General features: G+C 63.0%; 21 protein-coding genes. 14 read left to right on the forward strand and 7 right to left on the reverse strand.

All coding sequences use genetic code 11. The features are described 5' to 3' along the window. Nucleotides 1-90 precede the first annotated feature (90 nt). Nucleotides 91-2055 carry an acyl-CoA dehydrogenase family protein gene (locus tag EU811_RS06435; protein ID WP_142937661.1) on the reverse strand — a complete coding sequence of 655 codons (1965 nt, stop codon included), beginning with the start codon at nt 2053-2055 and terminating at the stop codon, nt 91-93. 62 nt (nt 2056-2117) lie between these two features. Then, on the reverse strand, nt 2118-2420 hold the full coding sequence (locus EU811_RS06440) for a hypothetical protein (RefSeq protein WP_142937662.1): 303 nt from the start codon (nt 2418-2420) through the stop codon (nt 2118-2120). 291 nt (nt 2421-2711) lie between these two features. Here EU811_RS06440 and EU811_RS06445 point away from each other — a divergent pair, with 291 nt between their 5' ends. The 3 genes from EU811_RS06445 to EU811_RS06455 are packed head-to-tail and all read left to right on the forward strand — an operon-like array spanning nt 2712 to nt 8558. After that, on the forward strand, nt 2712-4169 hold the full coding sequence (locus EU811_RS06445; RefSeq protein WP_142937663.1) for a DUF3375 family protein: 1458 nt from the start codon (nt 2712-2714) through the stop codon (nt 4167-4169). Continuing rightward, nucleotides 4162-5097 (forward strand): DUF4194 domain-containing protein, encoded by a 936-nt coding sequence (locus tag EU811_RS06450; protein WP_142937664.1) that lies wholly within the window; start codon nt 4162-4164, stop codon nt 5095-5097. Before EU811_RS06445 ends, EU811_RS06450 begins: the two co-directional genes overlap by 8 nt. Further along, nucleotides 5094-8558 (forward strand): ATP-binding protein, encoded by a 3465-nt coding sequence (locus tag EU811_RS06455; RefSeq protein ID WP_142937665.1) that lies wholly within the window; start codon nt 5094-5096, stop codon nt 8556-8558. Before EU811_RS06450 ends, EU811_RS06455 begins: the two co-directional genes overlap by 4 nt. Nucleotides 8559-8657: 99 nt before the next feature. Here the strand turns inward: EU811_RS06455 and EU811_RS06460 are convergent, their stop codons facing one another. Further along, on the reverse strand, nt 8658-9152 hold the full coding sequence (locus tag EU811_RS06460; protein ID WP_142937666.1) for an FBP domain-containing protein: 495 nt from the start codon (nt 9150-9152) through the stop codon (nt 8658-8660). A gap of 493 nt (nt 9153-9645) precedes the next feature. On the opposite strand from EU811_RS06460, the gene EU811_RS06465 reads away from it, so the two are divergent. The 6 genes from EU811_RS06465 to EU811_RS06490 all read left to right on the forward strand — a co-directional run bounded on the left by EU811_RS06465 (nt 9646) and on the right by EU811_RS06490 (nt 15950). Then, nucleotides 9646-10716: an iron-siderophore ABC transporter substrate-binding protein gene (locus EU811_RS06465; protein WP_142937667.1), complete on the forward strand. Its 1071-nt coding sequence runs from the start codon at nt 9646-9648 to the stop codon at nt 10714-10716. Nucleotides 10717-10721: 5 nt separating this feature from the next. After that, entirely contained in the window at nt 10722-11852 is a 1131-nt protein-coding gene (locus tag EU811_RS06470) for a FecCD family ABC transporter permease (protein ID WP_142937668.1), read from the forward strand. Nucleotides 11853-11950: 98 nt separating this feature from the next. Next, nucleotides 11951-12934 carry a FecCD family ABC transporter permease gene (locus tag EU811_RS06475; protein ID WP_142937678.1) on the forward strand — a complete coding sequence of 328 codons (984 nt, stop codon included), beginning with the start codon at nt 11951-11953 and terminating at the stop codon, nt 12932-12934. 1 nt (nt 12935) lies between these two features. Beyond that, nucleotides 12936-13760, forward strand: a complete 825-nt coding sequence (locus EU811_RS06480) for an ABC transporter ATP-binding protein (protein ID WP_142937669.1) — start codon at nt 12936-12938, stop codon at nt 13758-13760. After that, complete coding sequence (locus EU811_RS06485) at nt 13757-14812, forward strand: siderophore-interacting protein (RefSeq protein WP_142937670.1); 1056 nt, start codon at nt 13757-13759, stop codon at nt 14810-14812. Before EU811_RS06480 ends, EU811_RS06485 begins: the two co-directional genes overlap by 4 nt. 271 nt (nt 14813-15083) lie before the next feature. After that, nucleotides 15084-15950, forward strand: coding sequence for an SGNH/GDSL hydrolase family protein (locus EU811_RS06490; RefSeq protein WP_142937671.1), 867 nt, complete (start codon nt 15084-15086; stop codon nt 15948-15950). Between the two features lie 50 nt (nt 15951-16000). Here EU811_RS06490 and EU811_RS06495 read toward each other — a convergent pair whose 3' ends face one another. Beyond that, nucleotides 16001-16288, reverse strand: a complete 288-nt coding sequence (locus tag EU811_RS06495) for a YciI family protein (RefSeq protein ID WP_011776364.1) — start codon at nt 16286-16288, stop codon at nt 16001-16003. A 67-nt stretch (nt 16289-16355) separates the two neighbouring features. Here EU811_RS06495 and EU811_RS06500 point away from each other — a divergent pair, with 67 nt between their 5' ends. After that, nucleotides 16356-16835 carry a MarR family winged helix-turn-helix transcriptional regulator gene (locus EU811_RS06500; protein ID WP_017198795.1) on the forward strand — a complete coding sequence of 160 codons (480 nt, stop codon included), beginning with the start codon at nt 16356-16358 and terminating at the stop codon, nt 16833-16835. 53 nt (nt 16836-16888) lie between these two features. Further along, complete coding sequence (locus tag EU811_RS06505) at nt 16889-17653, forward strand: SGNH/GDSL hydrolase family protein (RefSeq protein ID WP_142937672.1); 765 nt, start codon at nt 16889-16891, stop codon at nt 17651-17653. Here the strand turns inward: EU811_RS06505 and EU811_RS06510 are convergent. From EU811_RS06510 to EU811_RS06520, 3 genes are read right to left on the reverse strand one after another with little or no spacing between them, the layout of a single operon-like run. Beyond that, complete coding sequence (locus tag EU811_RS06510) at nt 17650-18438, reverse strand: FAD:protein FMN transferase (protein WP_142937673.1); 789 nt, start codon at nt 18436-18438, stop codon at nt 17650-17652. The genes EU811_RS06505 and EU811_RS06510 overlap by 4 nt on opposite strands. Then, nucleotides 18422-18961 carry an FMN-binding protein gene (locus EU811_RS06515; protein ID WP_165450163.1) on the reverse strand — a complete coding sequence of 180 codons (540 nt, stop codon included), beginning with the start codon at nt 18959-18961 and terminating at the stop codon, nt 18422-18424. Before EU811_RS06515 ends, EU811_RS06510 begins: the two co-directional genes overlap by 17 nt. After that, complete coding sequence (locus EU811_RS06520; RefSeq protein ID WP_142937674.1) at nt 18958-20418, reverse strand: ferredoxin reductase family protein; 1461 nt, start codon at nt 20416-20418, stop codon at nt 18958-18960. The genes EU811_RS06515 and EU811_RS06520 overlap by 4 nt, the downstream gene beginning before the upstream one ends. Before the next feature lie 395 nt (nt 20419-20813). On the opposite strand from EU811_RS06520, the gene rpmB reads away from it, so the two are divergent. The 3 genes from rpmB to rpsN are packed head-to-tail and all read left to right on the forward strand — an operon-like array spanning nt 20814 to nt 21527. Further along, nucleotides 20814-21050: a 50S ribosomal protein L28 gene (gene rpmB / locus EU811_RS06525; protein ID WP_011776361.1), complete on the forward strand. Its 237-nt coding sequence runs from the start codon at nt 20814-20816 to the stop codon at nt 21048-21050. Next, nucleotides 21050-21217, forward strand: coding sequence for a 50S ribosomal protein L33 (gene rpmG / locus EU811_RS06530; RefSeq protein WP_003798558.1), 168 nt, complete (start codon nt 21050-21052; stop codon nt 21215-21217). The genes rpmB and rpmG overlap by 1 nt, the downstream gene beginning before the upstream one ends. 4 nt (nt 21218-21221) lie before the next feature. Continuing rightward, on the forward strand, nt 21222-21527 hold the full coding sequence (rpsN, locus tag EU811_RS06535; protein ID WP_011776360.1) for a 30S ribosomal protein S14: 306 nt from the start codon (nt 21222-21224) through the stop codon (nt 21525-21527). Nucleotides 21528-22022: the final 495 nt, after the last annotated feature.

Raw genomic sequence — 22022 nt, forward strand, 5'->3', positions numbered from 1 at the left:
CCGTGCGCCGATCACGGTGGTTCCGCGGCCTGACCCGTCAAAGTCACGGTGTCCCCCGCACTAACTGGGAAGGAACGCGGCGGGAACGCCCTACCGGTAGTTCCGGTGCAGGTTCTCCTTGGTTGAAGCGCCAGGGGAGGCATCGCCGATCCAGGGCCCGGTGCCTTCGGACTGATCCAGAACGCCGGCCTCCAACCAGGCGTAGTCGCCGGCGAGGACCTTCCGCGAAAGGTCGTGATCGCCGTCGTCAGTATTCCTCCACAGCTGATCGAAGTATTCGTCCACTCGCACACGCGCCTGCTCACAGAACGCCTCAGCCAGCTCAAAAGCGGTAGCGCCCTGTTCAGGATGGGTCCGGAGCAGCATCTCCGCCCGCGAACAGCACGCAGCCATGGCGAACAGCTCAGCGCCGATGTCCACGATCCTGCCCAGGAACGCCTGCTTGTGCTCCAGCTTCGCCTGCCAACGCCCCATGCCGTAGAACGTCTGGCGGGCCAGCCGCCGCGAGGACCTCTCCACAAAGCGCAGCTGCTTGCCAAGGCGTCCAAATTCCGCATAGGACCGCGGATCCATTCCGGCGCCAGCCACCAGTTTCGGGAGCCACTTAGCGTAAAAGCCGGAAGCCCCGACTGCGGCCCGCGCCTTATCCTGCAGGCTCGCGTCCGCTGAGGCGAGGTCTCCCGCGGCGGCAAGGTGTGCATCCACGGCTTCCCGGGCGATCAGGAGTTTCATGATCTCGCTGGAGCCCTCGAAGATCCGGTTGATGCGGAGGTCGCGGAGAAGTTGCTCAGCGGCTACGGCACGTTCGCCCCGGGCTTCCAGGGAGTCGGCCGTTTCGAAGCCCCGGCCTCCACGGATTTGGACAAGTTCGTCGGCGATCCGGCAGCTCAGTTCCGTGGACCACAGCTTGGCCAGCGCGGCCTCGATGCGAACGTCCTTCTGACCCGCGTCGGCCATCTCAGCGGAAAGCTCGAACACAGCCTCCAGCGCGAAGGTGGTGGCGGCGATGAACGCGATCTTCTTTCCCACAGCCTCGTGCTTGCCCACCGGACGGCCCCACTGCGTCCTCGCGTTGGACCATTCGCGGGAGATCTTCAGGCTCCACTTTCCGGCGGCAACACACAGGCCCGGAATGGAGAGCCGCCCCGTGTTGAGGGTGGTGAGGGCAATCTTGAGCCCTTGGCCTTCACGCCCCAGCCGGTTGGCTGCAGGGACGCGGACTTGGTGGAAGCGGGTCACCCCATTCTCTATTCCGCGCAGTCCCATGAACGTGTTGCGGTTTTCCACGGTGATGCCGGGGGAGTCCATTTCCACCACAAAGGCGGAGATCCCGCCCTTGTGTTCCGTCCCGTCAGCATCGGTATGGGCTGGAACCCTTGCCATGACCACCACCAGTTCGGCGATCACGCCGTTGGTGGTCCACAGTTTCACGCCGTCCAAAAGGTAAGAGTCGCCGTCGTCGGACAGTACGGCAGTGGCGCCCATGCGCGCGGGGTCGCTGCCGACGTCGGGCTCTGTGAGGAGGAACGCGGTAATGGCGCCGGCGGCGCAACGCGGCAGGTACTCCTGCTTCTGCTCGGGCGTGCCGAACTCCTTCACCGGTTCCGGAACTCCGATGGATTGGTGGGCTGAAATCAGTGCGCCCAGGCTCGGATGGACCGATCCCAGCAGGGCAAGGGCGCGGCCGTAGTAGACCAGGGACAGGCCCAGGCCGCCGTATTCGCGCGGTACTTTCATGCCGAAAACGCCTAGGTCCGCGAGCTCTTTCAGGTATTCGTCGGGAATTTTTGCGTCCCGCTCGATCGTGCGGCCGGACATTGTTTTGGCGAAGGGCACCAAGCGGGCCATGAATTCTTCGCCCCGCTGGACGTCTTCTGTTTTTGCTTGCGGCCAGGGGTGTATCAGGCTCAGGTCGAAGCTGCCCAGGTACAGGCCCTTGGCGAAGCTGGGCCGGTTCCATTCTGTTTCGCGCGCGGCTTCGGCGACGGCGCGGGCTTCTTCTGCGGTGGCGTTGACGCTTGCGGCGGCGAGACTGTTGTCAGTGGCGGACGTCATGGGATAACTCCTCTAGCCGGTGGTGCCGGATGGAGCCAGGGTCCGCCGTGGGTGCGAACCCTTCAGCTGTCCCTCAATGCTACCCGCGAGTAGCTACCTGTGCTAGGGGAAACCTGCGGCTGGAATTCGGCCGGAATTTCCACTTGTCCGGCGTGGTGAACCACCCGGTCCCACGCAAAGTTAATGCCATGGACCAGACCACCCAGAACGGCCTTAATGGCGTACCAGGCGATGCCCATTGCTCCGATAAGAATGATTGTTGCCAGTGCTGCGGCGGCAATGAAGGCCACCAGAATTGCAGCGAAAACCAGTGTTCCAATGAATACGTACGTGGCGGTATCAAGCGCAGAGAAGTCGAAATTCATGGTTCCCCCCGGGGCGACGGTGCGTGGGTTGACGCGGCGTGGCTGCGTCGATGCTCTGACACTAGGGGCGTCCATGGTTTCCGGCCAGTGCGGAAACGCCTCGCGGCGGCGTTGATATGGGATCGAAACCATACCAGGCGGTAGGTTACGGAATGGTTGCGACGGCGGTGCTTTCGGCGGGCCCGACAGCGGTGCTTCCGGCGGTCGGTCGCCCCGGCGACGCTCTGCGTTAACCTTGTACGGGGCAGTTTTCGCTGCCAGCCAGGTTTCGCAGCAGCTGAAGGAGAGTAGTTGTCCCGTTCAGCCATGTCCTCCGCCGACGCCATCGGCGCCCGGCTCCGTGATCTCGAGCAGCTGACCAAAGGGCCTGCCTGGGCCCTGACGCGGTCGGCGCCGTGGGTGATCGCCGTGCTGCAGGCATCCTTTACCCGCACCCGGCCGCAGCTTCCGCTCGAAGAGTTCCATGCCGACGTCGATGCTTTCCTTGAGCAGCTCCGCCGACAGGACCCGGCGTTGGGCGGCCAACAGAACGGCAAGCTTTTCGGCGACGAGTGGACTAGGAAACAATTCCTGACCCGGCGTAGCCAATCAGGTCAGATCGTTTACGAAGTCACCGAACCGGCCGCCCGTGTGCTGGCTTTCCTGGACAGCCTCTCCAGCGAGCGTTCCACGCTGAACGGTTCTCGGCTCGGCACATTGTTGGGCGACGTTGAGAAGCTCGCCAACGAGACCAACCCGGACCAGAGCGCGCGCTTGGAAGCCCTCGAAGAGGAAATCCAGGAGCGGCAGCAGTTGGTGGAGGACATCAGCTCCGGTGAGTTCGATGGACTTCTGGATGACGAAGAAGCTGTGGAAGCTGCCGGCAACATCCTGGACCTCGCAGCCAGCCTGCCGGCGGATTACAAGAAAATGCGCGACCGGATCGAAGAGCTGGTGGGTGAGCTCCGGAACCAGATTATTGAGGAATCCCTGAGCAAGGGCGCCACCATGGCCCAGGTTTTGGAGGCCGACAAGCGCTTGCGGCAAAGCCCTGAGGGACGAACCTTCCGCTCGTTCACCGCATTCTTGGAGGACCCGCAGCAGCAACTGCGGTTCCGCTCGGCGATCGGTGAGGTGCTGAGCCGTCAATTTGCGGACGACCTATCCCATGAGGACCGCGAAACGCTGAAAAACCTGGTGGCCGAGTTGCGATATCAGCACAGCCAGATCCAGCGAATCTACGGCAAGCTCTCCGAAAGCCTGAACACCTACATTCAGAGCGACGACGTCAGGCAGTCCGTCAGCCTGCGCAAGGTGCTTGCCGAAGCCGAGCAAGCCATCCGGTCCATGCCGTACGAGCGAGACCGTCCCGGTCTGGTCCGCGGGCCCGTGCTGTTTAACGCCGGGTTCGAGTCGTTGGCCATGGTCAAACTTTTCGACCCCGACGAATTTGCAACACCCCCGCGCCTTGCCGACCCCATCGCCTTCAGCGACTCCGACCGCGTACGGTCGGCGCGCACCGGAAAGGCCAAGCCTGCTGTCGTCCGGGCAGCCATGGCCGGTGCCGCCACCCTGGGCGACGCCTGGGAAAACCTGCCCGCCAAAGAACGTCACATCAACACCGTGCGCACCCTGTTGTCCATGGCGCTTCAGACGGGCGCTGCCTTCGACAGGGCCACCTGGGAACACATCGACTTCGAACAAATCGACGGCAGCATCCGCACGGCGTACCTGCCTGTCGTCAAGCTGAATGAGGATTCTGATGACTGAAGAAATCACGACGACGGACGTCACCGCAGCGGACCAGGTCACCGAAGCGGTGGCTGAAGTCGGTGTCGAGCCCGAGCAGGTTGTCGAGGCTGAGCTGGCTGCGGAGGCTGAGCCGGTTCCGGAAATCAGCCACTCGGACCCCTTCCGGATCACTCCGCGGGACACTTTTGTGGATGGCGCTGCTCTCTTCCCCGGCGATACCGGAGTGTTGCCCATGAAGGTTCGGCATGCGCTGGTGAAACTGCTCAAGGGCCCGTACATTGACGGTGGCCGCGACGAGAAACTGTGGACCACGCTGCTGGACAACCAGCTGATCCTCCGCAGCCGCCTCTCCGAGCTGTTCCTCACCCTGCAGCTCGATCACGACCGCAAAATCGCAGTCCTCCGACCCGTTGACCCGGAAGTGATCGGCGCCAGCTCCCGCTCCAGCATCCTGCGCCAGCAGCGTGCCCTGAGCCGCGTGGAAACCATTGTGTTGCTGCGTCTGCGTCTCCTGCTGGACCGCCATGTCACAGCCCAAACGGACCCCACCATCACCCGCGAAGAGATCTCGGACCTCGTGGCCAACTACACGCCGTCTGGCCAACAGGACGCCCTCCGCGACTCCGACGTGGTCACCCGGACCATCACCAAACTCCTGGCCCGCCAACTCATCCTCCCCACCCCGCTGGACGACACCTACACCATCAGCAACGCCCTCCCACTGGCGCTGCCCTTCGAAAACATCGGCGACATCCCAGCCCAAATCGAGGCCCTGATAGCAGTAGCAGCCGACGAATCCGGCACGGAGCCCCTCCTGGATCTCGATCCCGATTCCAACCCAACCAGCCCTTCAGATGACGAGTTGGACGACGGGGATGGTGACGGGCCTGCGATGGTGCGTACCGCCGCGGACAGTGACCCGTCAACAGAAGAGGCAGCCAAGTGACCATCGCAAGCATGCTCCCTCTCGGCGAGCTCACGAACCCAGGCCAGATGCGCCTCGCGTTGGTACAGGTGGTTAACTGGGGCACCTTCCATGGCGCCCACACCATGCATGTGGACCGCAAGGGCACTCTTCTGACGGGTAATTCGGGTGTCGGCAAGTCGACTCTTTTTGATGCGATGCTCCGTGTTTTCGATGCCCGCCCGCGCTCGAACGAGGCCGCCGCCCAGCGTTCCGGTGGCGCTGTGGAGGATAAGAGGACCACATTCACTTACATGCGCGGCAAGGTTGGTGATAAGGCGGTCGGCGACAGCTCGGCGAGTGCCTTCCAGCGCCCTGGTGCCACGTGGTCCGCCGTCGCGCTGACGTTTGATAACGCAGCCGGCACGAAGGTGACGGTGTCGGCGCTGTTCGACCTTCCGAAAAACGGCACGGAGTCCAGTGTCGGGCGCTTCTATGTCATTGACAGCAAACCGCTGGACCTCGAGGCAATCGAGGGCATTGCGCAGAAGCGGTTCACCAAGGGCGCGTTGGAGTCGATTTTCCCGGATGGGCAGGTCTTCGATGTGCACAAGGCCTTCGCCGAGCGCTTCCGCAGGCTTCTGGGCATCAACTCTGACCAGGCCCTTCCGCTGCTTCGCGTGATCCAGGCCGGCAAGGGCTTGGGCGGCAGCGTGAATACGTTCTTCCGCGATCAGGTGCTTGATGCTCCTGCAACGTTGGCTGCAGCCGATGATGTGGTGGAGGAATTCAGCAACCTGATGTCCATTCGGCAACGGTTGGAGGACGTCCGGCAGCAGCGGGACCAGTTGGCTCCGGTTCCGGGGTTGAACAAGGAGTACGCGCAGGCATTGCTGGACGCGAACCGTCTCCGTGAGTTGGCTGGCGAAGAGTTCGAGGCCTACAAGCAGCAACTGGCAGTGACGGTCCATGCCAAGACGTTGGCCCGGTTCAAGGAGTTGGCTCAGTCCAAGGCCCAGGAACTGGCTGCCGAGCGCACGGTGCGGGATGCTTTGGCCAAGGAACTCCGCGACCTTGAGCTGGACTACAACAACCGCGGCGGCAATGCCATTTCGGCGATTGAGCAGTCGTTGGAGAACGCCAAGGTTGGCCTGAAGCTGCGTCAGCAAGTTGAGGACTCGGCGAAGAAGGCTCTGGCCGATGCCGGGCTGAACCTTGAATGGTCCGCCGAAGGGTGGGATCAGGCGCATGAGCAGGCAGCCGCCCGCTCGGCCGAGTTGAAGGACGATTCGGAGGCACTCAAGGAGCTTCGCTTCGAGGCTTTTGACGGCCACGCCACTAAGAAGCGTGAGCTTGCCGCAGCTCAGCAGGAGCTGATTTCCTTGCGCTCGCGCAAGTCCCTGCTGCCGCCGTCGAGCATTGAAAACCGGGCAGCCATCGCAGCGGCAACCGGGGTCCCAGAAGAGCGGATGCCGTTTGGTGGCGAGCTGATCGATCTCGCCGACGGTCAGGATCAATGGCGTCCCGCCGCCGAGCGCGCGCTTCGTAACCTGGCCACCACGTTGCTGGTACCGGGTGAGCATTTCGCGGCGGTGACCCGATATTTGAATGACAACACCGTCCGCGGTGCCCTCCGTGCTGTTGATGTGTCCAAGCCGCTCGCCGGTGGCGCGCTGGCTGTTGAGGAAGTGTCCGACGGCGACCTCTTGACTAAGTTGAGCATTCTCACCTCGGGTGCCAATGCTGACGCGGGAGAGTGGATCCGGGAGCGGATCGCCCTGGACTTCGCGTACCCGTGTGTCGAGGATCCGGACGAACTTGCTTCGATGGACAAGGGCCTGAGCCTGGGCGGCGTGGTCAAGCGCAACCGGCACACCGTGGAGAAGGACGACCGTTTTACGAGTCGCCAGGATTACGTCCTCGGTTTCGACAACGCTTCCAAGCTCGAACTTGTGGCAGCGCGTGTGGGCGAGCTGGAAAACGAGCTTGTGAAGGCCGCGGAACTTGCCCAAAGCCGCGAGGATTCGCATCAGGGTATGGCGCGGCAGCTCGAAGCCCTGCGTCGCGTCGCTGAAGACGAACGGTCATGGGAACAGGTTTCCGCAGCCGTGGCCGCGGACGAGCTTGCCAGGATCGAACAGCGGCTGACAGATGCGTTGGCCGCGCAAGCGGACCTGGAACCGCTGCGGGCCAGCATCGAAACCGTCAGGGAAAAGCACCAGTCCTCCACAGGTACCGCTGCCGTTCTGCAGAGCGAATACAAGGCGCTGGATCACAAGATGACCACGGCGGACGGCCTGCTCGATGCCGCGAGGCTGAAGCTGGAGCAAGCACCGCCGTCGGCCTCTACTGTCACTGCTTTGGAGCCGTACTTCCAGGGCGTCACCGACCTCTCTGAACTGTACGAACTCGACAACCTGGCCAACAGCGTCCGCAACAAGCTGCTGGACGAACTGCATGCGGCGGAATCGCGCGGGCAGGCAACGGCCGAGCGGTTGACCCGCATGTTCGAAGCGTTCGTGCGGGACTGGGGAAGTGCCATCAGCGCCGATCATGGCACGTCGATCGGCGCCGCCGGGGACTTCGAATCCCGGTACCACGCGATCGTCAGTGATGGCTTGCCCGCCCAGGAGGCCGAGTTCCGGCTGTTCTTCAACCAGCGCACGCACGAGTCGTTCAGCACGCTCCTGCACTTGCTGGATGAGGAACGCCGCAGCATCACCAGCCGCATCCTGCCCCTCAACGGCATCCTGTCCCAGGTGAACTTCCATGAGGGCAGCTTCCTGGAACTGGACATCAAACAGACGCTCCCGGCCACAGCCAAACAGTTCAAAGATGCGATCCAGAACGCCCTGAAGGCGAAGCACACCAGGCCCTCGCGCGGAGCTGCCGCTGGTCCGGCCGAAACGGACGACGACGCCGAGCTCACCGCGCGCTATAAGTCGTTGGAGACCCTGGTCAAGCGGCTCGGATCGCAGACGCCGGAGGATCGGCGTTGGCGGGCTGAGGTGCTGGACGTCCGCGGGCACCTGTTTATTCAGTGCAAGGAGCACAGGGAAGTTGCTTCCAAAGCCGCCGCGGGCAAGGCCGGCAAGAAGAAGACCGAAGTCTTCATGCATGCCGATACCGGTTCCATGTCCGGCGGTGAGCGCCAGCGATTCACGGCGTTCATCATGGCTGCTGCGCTGAGCTACCAGTTGGGCATCGCCGAACAGGGCTTCACCACCTACGGCACCGTGATGATGGACGAAGCGTTCGTGCTGGCTTCCGAGGAATTCGCAGGCGCGGGCATCAAGGCGCTCCACGAGTTCGGTTTCCAGCTGTTGCTGGCTGCGCCGGAAAACGTCATTGATCTCTCCAGGCACCTTGGGTCCGTCACCGAGATCCTCCGCGACAAGCGAACCAACCGCTCGGGAGTGCTCACGGCTCCGGTTATCGCCGGGCCCGGCGAACCGGGAGCGTGGCGTTCCGAGGCGAACCCGGTGGATATCGTCCTGCGGTGACGTCACCTCTCCCCGGCTGGCCCAAGTAGGTAGCAGTTAAGGCCGTTTTGACGCCTCAAAACGGCACCTGCTGCTACCTACTTGGGGAATTATTCGCGGCTACTTCGCGCGGACGCGGTCAAGGAACTGTTCGGTTCTGGATTCCAGTCCCGCGATTTGTCGAACGACGACGGCGGCAGGGTCCGGGTTGATCTCATTGACGGGCGGTTCCTTGCGCACGTTGGCGCTACAACCGAACTCAGCGCAGATCAGTGTCCCCACCGTGTTCCCGTCCTTACCGGATTGTCCGGCTTTTTTGGCCACCCACAGATAAACGTCATCCTTCGAAAATACGTCCCGGCACAGTTCGCAGAGGACTACACGCCTTTTTCCGGATCCGCCTTCAGGAGCGCGGAGCATGATCCCGGTGAGCTTGCCCCGGTGCGGAAGCACAAGGTATCCGCGCTGGGGCATTTTCTCGTCGCGCCAACCCAGGAACTCCAGGTTGTCCCAGTCGAGGGTTTCGAAGTTCCGGGGGAGATTCAGCTTGGCAGCCTCTGAGCGGCTGGCATTGATGAACGACGAACGGATTTGTTGGGCAGTGATTTTCTGCATGGCAAAGCTTCTTCTTTCGGAAATGGTCGACGTCAGCGTGCCTTAGTGGGCGCGCGGGAAATGGCAGGGGTCGTCGGTCATCTGAGAAAGCGGGCGCAGCAAAAAGACCCGGAAAATGGGTGCCCGGCTAAGAGCCTAGGAAGATACCGACGTGCGGGGGAGTGCCAAGCAGGCCAAAGCGGCCACCTCGCCAACCGTGGCTGCAGCAACTGAAACAGTGCGCACGCTCATCCCCTCGATCGATTCCATAAGAAGCGGTAGTCCGCTGCCGCCAATACTTTCAAACCTTCTGCCAGGTGTCCACTGCGAGAGGGTCTGGCTGAAGGACACGGGATGTGAGAGAGGGTCTGGCTGAAGGGCGCGGGATGTGAGAGAGGGTGTGATCTGCGACGCATTTAACCAGTTGAGCGGATTACGTGACGCAAACGTTTCGTAATTATCCAGAGGCTAGGCTAGCCTTACTTAGGTTCGCATCACTTACTTAAGGAGTCCCGTGGCTTCCCTTCTCCCACGCCGCGCCCTGCTCAAGACAGCAGGAACCGCGACGGCCGCTCTGGCCGCCGTCGCTCTTACCCTCACCGGCTGCTCCACTGGTCCGGCAACGTCCACTCCGGCAACTGAGCAGGCAGCATCCTCAGCTTTCCCCGTGACCATCAAAAACGTCTTCGGCGAGACCACCATCAAGGAACAGCCCAAGCGCGTAGTCACCGTTTCGTGGGTCAATGATGACGTCGCGATCGCCCTGGGTGTTGTCCCGGTTGGTGTTCCGAAGAACGAGTGGGGCAATAACGACAAGGGCTCCACCCCGTGGAAGGACGCAGCACTGGAGAAGCTCGGTGCAGGTTTCGGCACGGACAAGGCCCCGGTCCAGTTCTCCGAGGCAGATGGCATCAACTTCACCGAGATCGCCAAGCTCAACCCGGACGTCATCCTGGCCGCCTACTCCGGCCTGGAAGAAGCTGACTACAAGAAGCTCAGCGAAATCGCTCCCGTGGTGGCCCAGCCCGAGCTCGCCTACGGCACGCCTTGGCAGGAAAGCACTACCCTGATCGGCAAGGCACTGGGCAAGGAAGCCGAAGCCAAGAAGCTGGTGGAAGACACCGAATCCACCGTCAAGGAGAAGGTCGCCAAGTTCCCGCAGATTAAGGACAAGACCTTCATCTACGGCAACCTCGAGCCTGCCAAGGGTGACGGCGCCAACGTATACACCGCAATCGACAACCGCCCCCGCTTCCTCTCCGAAATCGGCATGAAGCTCGCCCCCGTGGTTACTGAGAACACCAAGAGCAACACGGAATTCTTCATCCCGTGGTCTGCTGAAAAGGCCAATGAGCTCGAATCCGACGTTTTCGTCACCTGGGTTCCGGACGCGACCACTGCCGACGCCATCAAGGCTGACCCGCTGCTGGGCCAGATCCCTGCCATCAAGAAGGGTGCCCTGGTTGCTGATTCGGACCAGACCTTGACGCTCTCCATCTCCGCTTCATCGCCGCTGAGCCTGCCGTGGGCATTGGACACGTTCCTCCCGCAGCTGGGTAAAGCAGCAGACGCAGCAGGCAAGTAACTGCAATGAAACTGAGTACGACGACGACACTCCGGGGGCGGGGCGGTGGCACTTTGGTGTCGGCCGGCCCGGGAGGCATCACCCCCGATCCCGCGGAAACCGGCAGGGGAGCCGGCGCCCGTGGGACAGCGGACAAGCGCACTGCACTCACGCGCACCGCTTGGCTGCTGGTGGCCGTCGTCGTACTCGCAGCAGTATCCGCCGCATCCTTGGCGATCGGCGCGCGCGGAGTTCCCCTCTCCACGGTGTGGGAAGCCCTCACTAACTTCAATGCGGCGGACGGCAACCACGCCGTGGTCATCGCCCGGATCCCCCGCACGGTCCTGGGTCTCCTGGCCGGTGCCGCGCTGGGCCTGGCAGGCGCGGCTATGCAGGGCGTGGCCCGCAACCCGTTGGCGGATCCAGGCATTCTTGGCCTCAACGCCGGAGCGGCGCTGGCGGTGGTCATCGGGATTTACGTCTTTGGCGTTGGCTCCCTGACCGGATACATCTGGTTCGCCTTCATTGGGGCCGCAGTGGCCGCCGTCGTGGTGTACGCCATTGCTTCCCGCGGACGGGACGGTGCCACCCCGGTCAAACTCGCGCTTGCGGGCGCTGCCCTCAGCGCCGGTCTTTTTTCCCTGTTGAATGTGATCCTGGTATCGAGCCAGGACACGTTTGACCGTTTCCGCTTCTGGCAAGTGGGCAGCATCGGCGGCCGCGATTGGTCCGTGCTTCTGCCCGCACTCCCGTTCCTGGCAACCGGCGCCGTGATCATCCTGGCCGGCGGCCGCGTCCTTAACAGCTTGGCGCTGGGCGACGACATTGCCCGCGGGCTGGGCCAGAACGTCGGCCTCTCCCGTGGGATCACCGGCTTGGGGATCGTCCTGCTGTGTGGCTCGGCCACCGCGTTGGCGGGTCCCATTGGCTTCCTTGGCTTGGTCATTCCGCACGCTGTCCGTTTCCTGACCGGCCCCGACTACCGCTGGATTCTGCCGTTCTCCATGGTCTCAGCTCCCATTCTGCTGATTAGCGCGGACATTATTGGCCGCGTGATCCTCCTTCCGGGCGAGGTCCCCGCTGGAATCATGACGGCCTTGGTAGGAGCACCGGTGTTCATCTGGCTCATCCGCCGCGGCAAGGGGGCAGGACTGTGAGCACTACCAAAACGGTCCCCCAGTTGGCGCCTCACTTTGTGCCACTTCGGCGGCGGACACTGAACCCCACTTTCTGGTTAGGCTTCGCCGTCCTGGCCATGTTTGCCGTGTACGTGCTCCTGGGCAGTTACACCGTGACAATCCCGGATTTCTTCACTATCGTCATCAACCACCTGACCGGCGGCGAGAAAATCCCCGGGGCGAGCTTCATCGTGATGGAGCACAAACTGCCCCGGGCAGTCGTTGGAACCATGATCGGCGTTGCCTTCGGCCTGGCCGGTGCACTGTTCCAAACCATGCTCCGGAACCCCCTGGCGAGCCCGGACATCATTGGCATCAGCTACGGTGCCAGTGCTGCGGCAGTGACGGCGATCGTGATATTTGGTGCCTCGGGTGCCGTGGTTTCCGGGGCCGCGTTGGGCGGTGCCTTGGGTGTTGCCGCCATTATTTACATGATTTCCCGCGGAACAGGTTCCGGTGCAGGCGGAGGTAGCCGCGGCAACGCTGCCGGCAACCGTCTCATCCTGGCGGGCGTTGGCATCGCCGCTGCCCTGCACGCAGTGGTCAACTTCCTCATGACCCGCGCCGATATCCGCACCGCAGCGGATGCCCTGATCTGGCTCAACGGTTCCCTCAATTCGGCCACGTGGGACCGTGCAGGCGTGCTGTTGGTCTCCCTGCTGGTCCTGATACCAGCCGTTATTGCCCTCGCGGGGCCTTTGCGCATCCTCGAATTGGGGGATGACACCGCCGCGGGCCTTGGCATCAAGGTTAACGCCGCCCGGCTGGGACTGGTGCTAACCGCCGTCGGACTTGCCGCCGTCGCAACTGCCGCCGCCGGTCCGGTCGCCTTCGTCGCTTTCCTCGCCGGACCCATCGCCCGGCGCATCGTCCGCAAACCCAGCCTCCCGGCGTCGGCCCTCACCGGTGCGCTGATCGTGCTCCTGGCCGACTTCTTCGCCTCCAACATTGCACCCGTCATCCTTGACGGGACCGTCCTCCCGGTCGGCGTCGTCACCGGCGCCCTCGGTGCCCCCTTCCTGTTGTGGCTGCTGGTCACGTCGAACCGAAAGGAGGCCTGAGATGGCCGTCCTTAATGCCCAGGACCTTACGCTGCAATACGAGCAGCGTAAGGTGGTGGAGGGCCTGTCCACCGAAATCCCCGAGGGTAAAGTGACCATGATCGTGGGCGCCAACGCCTGCGGAAAGTCCACTTTGCTCCGCGGCCTTTCGCGCCTGCTGAAGCCGGCCGGTGGTGCCGTCACGCTGGACGGCAAGAATATCCACAGCCGCCCCGCCAAGGAACTTGCCCGGACCCTCGGCCTGCTGCCCCAGCACCCCACCGCCCCGGACGGCATTACCGTCCGCGACCTGGTGGGCCGGGGCCGGTACCCGCACCAAGGCTTCTTCCGGAGTTGGAGCGAGTCCGACGACGCCGCGGTGCAGCGTGCGCTGGACGCCACGGACACGCTGGAGCTTGCTGAGCGGGACATCGATGAACTCTCCGGCGGGCAGCGTCAGCGCGTGTGGATCGCCATGGCCCTGGCCCAGGAAACCGACGTTCTGCTGCTGGACGAGCCCACCACCTACCTGGACCTGGCGCACCAGGTTGAGGTCCTGGACCTGATCACCGACCTCAACCGCAGCCGCGGCACCACCGTGGCGATCGTGCTGCACGATCTCAACCTTGCTGCACGCTACGCGGACCACGTCATCGCCATGAAAGGCGGGTGCATCGTGGCCGAAGGCGCCGCCACTGCAGTGGTCACGGAGGAACTTGTGTTCAACGTTTTCGGCTTGGAATCCCGGGTGGTCCCGGACCCCATTTCAGGCACACCGCTGATCGTCCCCATCGGACGCCACCACGCACGTACCGCTTCAACCAACGAACTGGAGATCGCATCATGAGTGCACAACCGACCCAGGCCAAAGCAAGCGCCGCAGTGGAACCCATGACCCTCGCCTTCGATGTCACTGTGACCGCGGTGCAGGAGCTCAGCCCCAACTTCCGCAGGATTACTTTCGGCGGATACTGCCTGCGGGACTTTGGAGTGGCCGGTGACACCCTGGACCTGCGCGTGAAGCTGATGATTCCTTCCATCGACGACGCCGGCCGGATCATCCCCTTGCCCACCTTCACCATGGAGGAGGCCGGCTGGTACCAGGAGTGGCTTGCCATGGACCCGGCCGTCCGCGGCAGCATGCGCACCTACACCGTGCGCTCCGAACGCCTGGATGCCGTGTACCCGGAAATAGACATCGACTTTGTGATGCACTTCGACGACGCCGGTAATGGTGGACCGGCAGCTAACTGGGCCGCTGCGGCGAAGCCCGGCGATGCCCTCACCATCATTGGGCCCAACAACAGGGCCGCCCAGTGCACCACCGCCGGAGCTTACGGCGGCATCGAGTGGCGGCCGGGCCTAGCGCAGCGGATTCTCCTTGCGGGCGATGAAACTGCCGTGCCCGCCATCAGCGCCATTCTTGAGAGCCTGCCGGCTGACATGACCGGGCACGCATTCCTGGAAGTACCCTCGGCTGCTGATTTCCAGGACATCTCCACCGCCGCGGACATCCAGATCACCTGGCTGGCACGCGGGGCTGCCATTGGCCGCTCCCGCCCGCACGGTGAACTGCTCAAAGAGGCTGTTGCCAAGGCCGTTCCCGTGCCCGGCTGGGTGGGCATCAAAGGCACCGAAACCGCCGCCGGTCCCGAGCCGGAAGACGTCAACGTGGATCAGGAAATCCTCTGGGAAACCCCGCAGCGCATGGACACTGCAGCCATCGAAGCCAGCAAGAACCCCACGCTGCCGGCCGGCGCCCTGCCCTTCTACGCCTGGATCGCCGGCGAAGCATTCGTGATCAAGGAGATGCGCCGCTACCTGGTGCGGGACGTTGGTATCGACCGCAAGCAGGTTGCCTTCATGGGCTACTGGCGGCGAGGCAAGGCGGAGGGCTAAGCCCCTGGGTGCGGGCCGGGCCGCCCGCAGCGGCGGTTTTGCCGTCGCTTAGACACGGCCCATAGGTGACGTTGCGGTCGCTGGGCGACCTTTACATCACGATGGGCCGCGATGCGCTCCTACCCAAAACCGCCGCCGCGGCCGTGAACGCCCCACCTTCCGACGCTCTCTCACTTCCCGACGGTTTTTGGGCGTTGCTCTCTCACATCCCGTTCGTTGTGTTCATTTGGGGTTGGCTCTGGTGTAACCGGGGGCGGGTAGCGTCGCTGCCGTGCGGGAGGAACTCGGGGACGGGAACAGCGTTCGACGGCGGTATGTCGCCATCGGGGACTCCTTCACCGAAGGCGTGGGGGACCTCAGCCCGGTGTTGCCCAACGGGGTGCGCGGCTGGGCAGACAGGGTGGCCGAGAAGTTGGCCAAGGACCAGCCCGGCTGGGAGTACGCCAACTTGGCCGTGCGCAGCAAGAGGCTCCGGCACATCATCGATGAACAACTTGAGCCAGCCCTCGCCATGGAACCGACGCTCGTTACGGTCTATGCAGGGGGTAACGACATCCTCGATTTCGGTACAGACATGGATGCTCTCCTCAATGACTACGAGATGCTGGTCGCGCGCCTCAGCGAAAGCGGGGCGACGCTGGTCCTGTTCACTGGCTTCGATGTTAAAGTCTCGGCGGTCCTGGAGCCTTTCAAGAAGCGAAACACCCTGTACAACCAACGGGTCCGGGAAATTGCGGCCAAGTACGGTGCGGTGCTGGTGGATTATTGGTGCTTCGATGCCTTCAAGGACAAACGGATGTGGGCTCCTGACCGCCTGCACATGTCTAAAGCCGGGCACAAGTACTTAGCCGCGCAGGTCCTCAATCACTTGAATGTGCCCCACAAGATCAGGCCAAAGGAATGGGAACCACCGTCGCGGGTGACGCTCCGGGAGTGGGAACGAGCCCAACGCCGCTGGGTCAACGATTGGGTGGTTCCGTTGTTCGGGCGGAAACTGCGGGGCGTGACTTTGGGTGATTCCACACAGGCCCGGTGGCCGGAGCCCGTCAAGGTTCCCCGCAAGGGCGGTCTTAGGAAGCTGGTTGAAAGCAAGGCGCAGGATGTGAGAGAGCGCCCGGCTGGGGAGGGTGAGATGTGAGAGAGCGTGCGGCTGGGGAGGGTGAGATGTGAGAGAGCGTGCGGAAAGCTCTAGCTGTCCAGCAGATTCTCGTAACCCTCGGCCACACTGGTCGCCGTGAATTCAATGATCTCGAACTCCGCCACACCGTTGCTGTAAAACGGGTCCTTGGCCAGCGAAGCATCCAACGTGGCCCGGTCCACTTTGGACAGCAGCACGCCTCCCGTGGCAGGGACGCGACGTCCGGACGCAAGGAAGATGCCGCCGTCGAACGCGTCCTTAAGCCAGGCCATGTGGCCCGGGCGGTGGAAGTCGACAATTTCGTCGGGAACTTTATAGGTCAATGAGACGACAAACATGCCGCCAGCCTATCGCCTGAGCAGGGGCGGCGACCTAGGAATCAGCGAATTCTCATAAGATGGAGGCATGACTCAACCCCGCTGGCTGAATGCCGACGAACGCCGTGCTTGGCTGGCCCTGCTGAGCATCAACACCTTGCTCCCCTCGGCGTTGGACACCCAGCTTCAGTCGGCAGGCAAACTGTCCTTGTTCGACTACAACGTGCTCGCGATGCTCTCCGAGACCGAGGGCCGGTACCTGCCTATGAGTGAGCTCGCTGCGCGGACCAGTGCCTCCCTGTCACGGCTTTCGCACGTCGTCACCAAGCTGCAGAAACGCGGCTGGGTGGAACGGCAGGCGCACCCCGGCGACGCCCGTGTGACCGTTGCCCACCTGACGGACGCCGGTATGTCCACCATCGTGTCCCTCGCCCCGGGGCATGTTGAATCAGTGCGGACGCTGATGCTCGATTCGCTCAGCCCCGACGACGTCGCGGATCTTGCCCGCATCGGTGAGAAAATCGTTGCCCGCTTGGACAACAACCACTGGATCCTCCGTGACTCGTAAACCCCTCAACGGGTGCTTTGTGGCCTCGGGCGCCGAAGTGGCAGACTGACGGCATGGATTTTTCTGCTCGTTATGTTGCCCTGGGGGACTCGTTTACTGAGGGCGTCGGAGACGACGATCCCACCCGCCCCAACGGTGTTCGCGGCTGGGCCGACGTCGTCGCCGGGCAGCTGGCACACAGCAACGCCGACTTCGGCTACGCCAACCTGGCGATCCGCGGCCGGAAGCTGCGCCAGATCATGGCCGAGCAGGTTGACGCAGCCGTAGCCATGAACCCCACCTTGGTAACGCTGTACGCGGGGGCTAACGACATCCTGCGGCCCAAGATCGATATTGACTCACTTTTGGACGAGTACGACGCCGGCATTGCCAAGTTGAGCGCGTCAGGCGCCACCGTGGTCCTCTTCACGGGCTTTGACGCCAAGGGATCCAAAGTTTTCAGCGCCATGCGCGGGCGGACTGCCATCTACAACGAGCTGGTGCGGGAAATCGCGGACAACCACGGTGCGTTGCTGGTGGACTACTGGCGTTTTGATGAGTACAACGATTGGCGCCTCTGGGGTGAGGACAGGATGCACATGTCCTCGGCCGGACACGTCAACATGGCCAAACGGGTCCTGGATGTCCTGGAACACGAGCATGCGGTGGAGGTGCCGGAACTTGCCCCGATCCGCCTGGCCAACCGCGTGGAAACCCTCAAGGCCAATGCGCGCTGGGTGAAGGAATCGGCTGCACCGTGGGTATCACGGAGGCTCCGTGGAGTTTCCTCCGGTGATGGACTCAGCCCCAAGTACGCGGAACTGATCAAGCCCTTTTAGGCGCGGAAGCCTGGTGTTGCCAGCAACGACCCGTCGCGCTGGACCGCCAGGACATCCACGCCCCACTGCTCCACCGCGTGATCCAACGCCCGGGTGCCGCCAGCAACAATCGCTGTTGCCAGCACGTCCGCTGTGACGATCTCCGTCGCCGCGACCGATACCTGGATGAATTCCGGGCGATCCGAGCCGGCTGTCCAGATATGCTCTCCGCGCTCGGCGGACCCCGAAGTAGCAAGGGCCCGGTTGGCCGCCAGCGGGTAGGCGCCAAGCAGTGACTGACGATCCCCGGGGTCCACGATGCCGGCCAACCAGGGACCCGCTGCCGCCTTGGTTTCCGGTGATCCGCTGACCAGTACGTCCCCGCCGGCATTTATGCACCAGTCCTGAAGCCCCAAGGCCCGGAGGGACAGCGCGGCTTCCCGGACTGCGTGCGCTTTGACGATTCCCGAAAGATCGATCCTGCCGTCCGGGCGCTCTGCCGTGAAAGCCCCATCAGTGGCCAATCGCCATTCCGAGGCCTCTGTGTACAGGTCGCGGAGAGACTCGGATGCATAAGCCAGAGCCAGCTCGCCGCTGTTGATTCTGTTTGCTTCGGACCCGGACCGGTAGAGGCTGAACGTCAGGTCGAGGCTGGCAAAGATCCCTTCCAGGACCTCGACGGCGGACTCCAGCTCGTCCACGGCGGTATCAGGTGCGGAGGTGCTCGCCACCGTCAGGCTCACCACGGTGCCCATGCTGTGGAAGGTCCGCGCACGGAGCTGCGGACGGCTAGAAGTTTGCTGCATCGAGGGCCGCCTGGAGGGAGGTGAGGTAGGCGTCGCTGGTGATGGTTGCGCCGCCTACCGTTTGGACATTGGCCGATTGTGACTGGAGGACTTCAGACCGCAATACGGGGGCCGCGCGACTGCTGATCTGGGCGGACTTTCGTTCCGCGTCGGTCAGCTGCAGTGGGGTGATCTCGGTGATTTTGCCGGCTTGGATGGTGACCCGGACCTGCACGGAACCGTAGCGGGTCTGGACGGTGGAACCGTCGTACGTTGCCGCCGTCGTACTTCCCGTCCCTGTGCTGCCGGTGCTGCCTGAGTTGCCGGTACTGCCGGTGTCAGAAGAGCCGGTGCTGCCGTTGGACCCGCTGCTGCCTGTCCCGGAACCTTCGCTCGCGGCGGATCCGGCGCCGCCGCCGGTGGTGTTGCTGCTGAGGCTGGTGGTGGCTGTGCCAGTCTCGGCCACGTGCGATCCCGATTGCCACCCCGCCAGCAGGATGCCTGCCGATGCAACGGCTGTTGCCAAAGCTGCCCGTATTCTCACCAGTCGAACCTTTCGTAGTGGAGTTGCTGTGCGGGGACGCCTGCCAGTTCGACGTCCCGGATGACGGACGCAGCCCAGGGGGACGGCCCGCAGACATAAACATCGGCGTCCGCGATGCCCCGAACGTAGGAATGGAGTCCAAAACCGGCCTGGACTGCGTCCTGGGGAAGCCAGGCGTGATCGCCCTGCGAACGTGGGCCCAGAAGGTGGAACAGGGTGACGCCCCGGGCTTTGCAGAGGGCCATGATCTCCTGGCCCAGGAACAACTCCGAGTCTTGGTGGCCACGGAGCAGAACGGTTGCTTCGCCGGGCTGGAACGGTGTTGTTTCGAGCAACGAGCGCAGGGGAGTAATCCCAATGCCGGCACCGATCATCACCACCTTGTTCCGGGTCCTGGCGGCCGTGCTGAACATGCCGTAGGGTCCTTCGATTGCCATTTTGGTGCCGGGCCTGATGTGCGCAAGCTTGGCCGTGCCTTTGCCAAGCGTGCGTACGGTGATGCGGAGTTTGCCGGGCTGATTGCCCCTCCCTGGAATGGGCTCTGCCGACAGGCTGAACGGATGGGGCTGCCACCAGTGCCCGGGGGCCAGGAACCTCCAGAAGAAGAACCGGCCGCCGGCCCCGGACAAGCGCTCCAGATTTCTTCCGGTCATTTCGATGCTGAAGACATCCGCCGAAACACGGACCACCCTGCTCACCGTGAGCTGGTGCTTGAAACTGGCGGCAATGGGTTGGTAGATCCGGAACCAAAGCAGTGCCGCGCCGGTTCCCACACAGAGCAACAACCAGTACCAGCGCTGCCACGTGCCCTCCGCAAACAGGCCGCCCACACTGAATTGGTGCGGGATGGCAGTCCCCACTGCGGCGTAGGTGAGCAGGTGGACTGCGTACCAGAATTCGTAGGGGAACTTGCGGCGGACCGCCACCAGGGACGTCACCACCACGGCAAAGAACAGGGCCATGGAGACGAAAGCCAGCCACATATCCGGAACATTCACCCACAACGAGATTGATTCACTGACAGGATCCAGTCCTTCTGCGGCGCCGTACCCGATAGCCAGCAGCACGCCGTGGGCAAGCAGAAGATAGAGCGCCGGCTTGCCCAACCATTTGTGGACTTCCAGGGCGCGGTCATGGCCGATGGTGTTGTCAATGAACGGGATCCGGGCTGCCAGAAGCAGCATCAGCAAAACCACATCCATGCCGATCAGTCCTGCAATGATTCCCAGCGCCGTCATGGTTCCGGCGAAGGAGGAGAACCCGCTGATACCGCCATCGGCCAGCCACAGCGCCACCGCCGCCACGGGTGACAACCACGCAAAGAAACCCAGGACGTCGGTCCGGGCCAGCCGCCGTCGTGCCTGTGTGTGGAAACGCTCGACGGCGGCGGGTCGCTTGCGTTTCGCCCCTTCCGGGGCGCTATTCGCCGGTGCGTCGGAGGTGAGTAGCGAGGTCATGAATCAAGACTCGCCACGATTCCTTTCATTCTGCTGTGAAAGGGCTGACGGGGGCTTATGATTCCTGATTGGTCTTAATTTGGCCTGACCCGTAGAATAGTTAGGCGCTAGGTAGTGCGGATCGTGTGCAATTGCTCCGGTTGGTGGTGAAGGTCAGTCTGACTGACGTCCCGTTGGCCGGTAGTTAGGGGCTCAAGTTGCGTGCATTCCTGTATTCGCCCGGTATCCCAGGTTCTGATCCAGTGGTTTCCACTGCCCGGACCTGAGGCCAACCCTCTTCGCCGCAGTTGCTGCGGAAACTACCGAAATGGTTTGGAACGGATGCGGACGCTGCCTGTCGCACGGTAACGCAGGAACATCTGCACGCCGTTACATTCAATCTTTGGAGGAGAGTCATGGCAGCACACTGCCAAGTGACCGGAGCCGAGCCGGGCTTTGGACACAGCATTTCGCACTCGCACCGTCGCAACAAGCGTCGGTTCGACCCGAACATTCAGAAGAAGCGCTACTGGGTTCCGTCCCTGCGCCGTAATGTCACGCTGACCCTGTCAGCCCGTGGCATCAAGACCATCGACGTACGCGGCATCGACTCAGTCGTTGCTGACATCCTGGCACGAGGAGTAAAGCTCTAATGGCAAAGGACAAGGACGTACGTCCGATCATCAAGCTGAAGTCCACTGCGGGCACCGGTTACACCTACGTAACCCGCAAGAACCGTCGTAACGATCCTGACCGCCTGGTCTTGAAGAAGTACGACCCCAAGATCCGCCAGCACGTCGAATTCCGAGAGGAGCGCTAAACACATGGCAAAGAAGTCCAAGATTGCTCGCAACGAGCAGCGCAAGGTCATTGTTGAGCGTTACGCTGCAAAGCGTCTCGAACTGAAGAAGACCCTGGTTGACCCCAACGCGACTGACGAAGCACGCGAAGCTGCACGCCTCGGCCTGCAGAAGCTGCCCCGCAACGCCTCCCCGATCCGTCTGCGTAACCGCGACCAGATCGACGGCCGTCCCCGTGGCACGCTCCAGAAGTTCGGTATCTCCCGTGTTCGCTTCCGCGACATGGCTCACCGTGGTGAGCTCCCGGGCATCACCAAGTCTTCCTGGTAATCACGAAGCTCTGAAAGGGCCGGCAACCGTTATGGTTGCCGGCCCTTTTTGCGTTTAAGCGTGCCTACTGGTGCTGGGGCCCTCTGTCGTTGGCGCGGGCGTGGCGCGGTGGGTGGTTGGTGGGGAGTCTGGTTGGTGGGGTTGGCGCTGTGTCTGGTTGGGTCGGTTGGTGGGGTTGGCGCGGTTGGCGCGGTGTCTGGTTGGGTCGGTGGCGGCGGTCATCCTCTGTGCGCTCGGTCGTTCCTCCCTTGGACGCGTGCTGCCGGATGACCGCCTCCACCTTCCGACGCTCTCTCACGTCCCGCGGGTTTGGGGGGCGTCGTTCTCTCACGTCCGGCGGGTTTGGGGGCGCCGCTCTCTCAGGTTTTGCGGGTTGGGTGGGTGTTCGACGGCGGGTGGTTGTGGTGTGTTCGGGGTCTTGCCTGTGGTGGGATGGTTGGGTTGTGTGACGTGTTTCACTGAGGATGCTTTTCTTGGTTTTTTGCTGGTTTGGGG

The organism is Arthrobacter sp. TS-15 (assembly GCF_006964045.1).
Lineage (GTDB): Bacteria > Actinomycetota > Actinomycetes > Actinomycetales > Micrococcaceae > Arthrobacter.

What these genes read in the sequence shown, in the direction of transcription:
- EU811_RS06460 (WP_142937666.1), bottom strand. Translation starts at nt 9,152, where the DNA reads ATGCAGAAAATCACTGCCCAACAAATCCGTTCGTCGTTCATCAATGCC.
- EU811_RS06485 (WP_142937670.1), top strand. Translation starts at nt 13,757, where the DNA reads ATGAGTGCACAACCGACCCAGGCCAAAGCAAGCGCCGCAGTGGAACCC.
- EU811_RS06505 (WP_142937672.1), top strand. Translation starts at nt 16,889, where the DNA reads ATGGATTTTTCTGCTCGTTATGTTGCCCTGGGGGACTCGTTTACTGAG.
- rpsN (WP_011776360.1), top strand. Translation starts at nt 21,222, where the DNA reads ATGGCAAAGAAGTCCAAGATTGCTCGCAACGAGCAGCGCAAGGTCATT.
- EU811_RS06435 (WP_142937661.1), bottom strand. Translation starts at nt 2,055, where the DNA reads ATGACGTCCGCCACTGACAACAGTCTCGCCGCCGCAAGCGTCAACGCC.
- EU811_RS06450 (WP_142937664.1), top strand. Translation starts at nt 4,162, where the DNA reads ATGACTGAAGAAATCACGACGACGGACGTCACCGCAGCGGACCAGGTC.
- EU811_RS06495 (WP_011776364.1), bottom strand. Translation starts at nt 16,288, where the DNA reads ATGTTTGTCGTCTCATTGACCTATAAAGTTCCCGACGAAATTGTCGAC.
- rpmB (WP_011776361.1), top strand. Translation starts at nt 20,814, where the DNA reads ATGGCAGCACACTGCCAAGTGACCGGAGCCGAGCCGGGCTTTGGACAC.
- EU811_RS06440 (WP_142937662.1), bottom strand. Translation starts at nt 2,420, where the DNA reads ATGAATTTCGACTTCTCTGCGCTTGATACCGCCACGTACGTATTCATT.
- EU811_RS06480 (WP_142937669.1), top strand. Translation starts at nt 12,936, where the DNA reads ATGGCCGTCCTTAATGCCCAGGACCTTACGCTGCAATACGAGCAGCGT.
- EU811_RS06500 (WP_017198795.1), top strand. Translation starts at nt 16,356, where the DNA reads ATGACTCAACCCCGCTGGCTGAATGCCGACGAACGCCGTGCTTGGCTG.
- EU811_RS06510 (WP_142937673.1), bottom strand. Translation starts at nt 18,438, where the DNA reads ATGCAGCAAACTTCTAGCCGTCCGCAGCTCCGTGCGCGGACCTTCCAC.
- EU811_RS06520 (WP_142937674.1), bottom strand. Translation starts at nt 20,418, where the DNA reads ATGACCTCGCTACTCACCTCCGACGCACCGGCGAATAGCGCCCCGGAA.
- EU811_RS06475 (WP_142937678.1), top strand. Translation starts at nt 11,951, where the DNA reads ATGTTTGCCGTGTACGTGCTCCTGGGCAGTTACACCGTGACAATCCCG.
- rpmG (WP_003798558.1), top strand. Translation starts at nt 21,050, where the DNA reads ATGGCAAAGGACAAGGACGTACGTCCGATCATCAAGCTGAAGTCCACT.
- EU811_RS06470 (WP_142937668.1), top strand. Translation starts at nt 10,722, where the DNA reads ATGAAACTGAGTACGACGACGACACTCCGGGGGCGGGGCGGTGGCACT.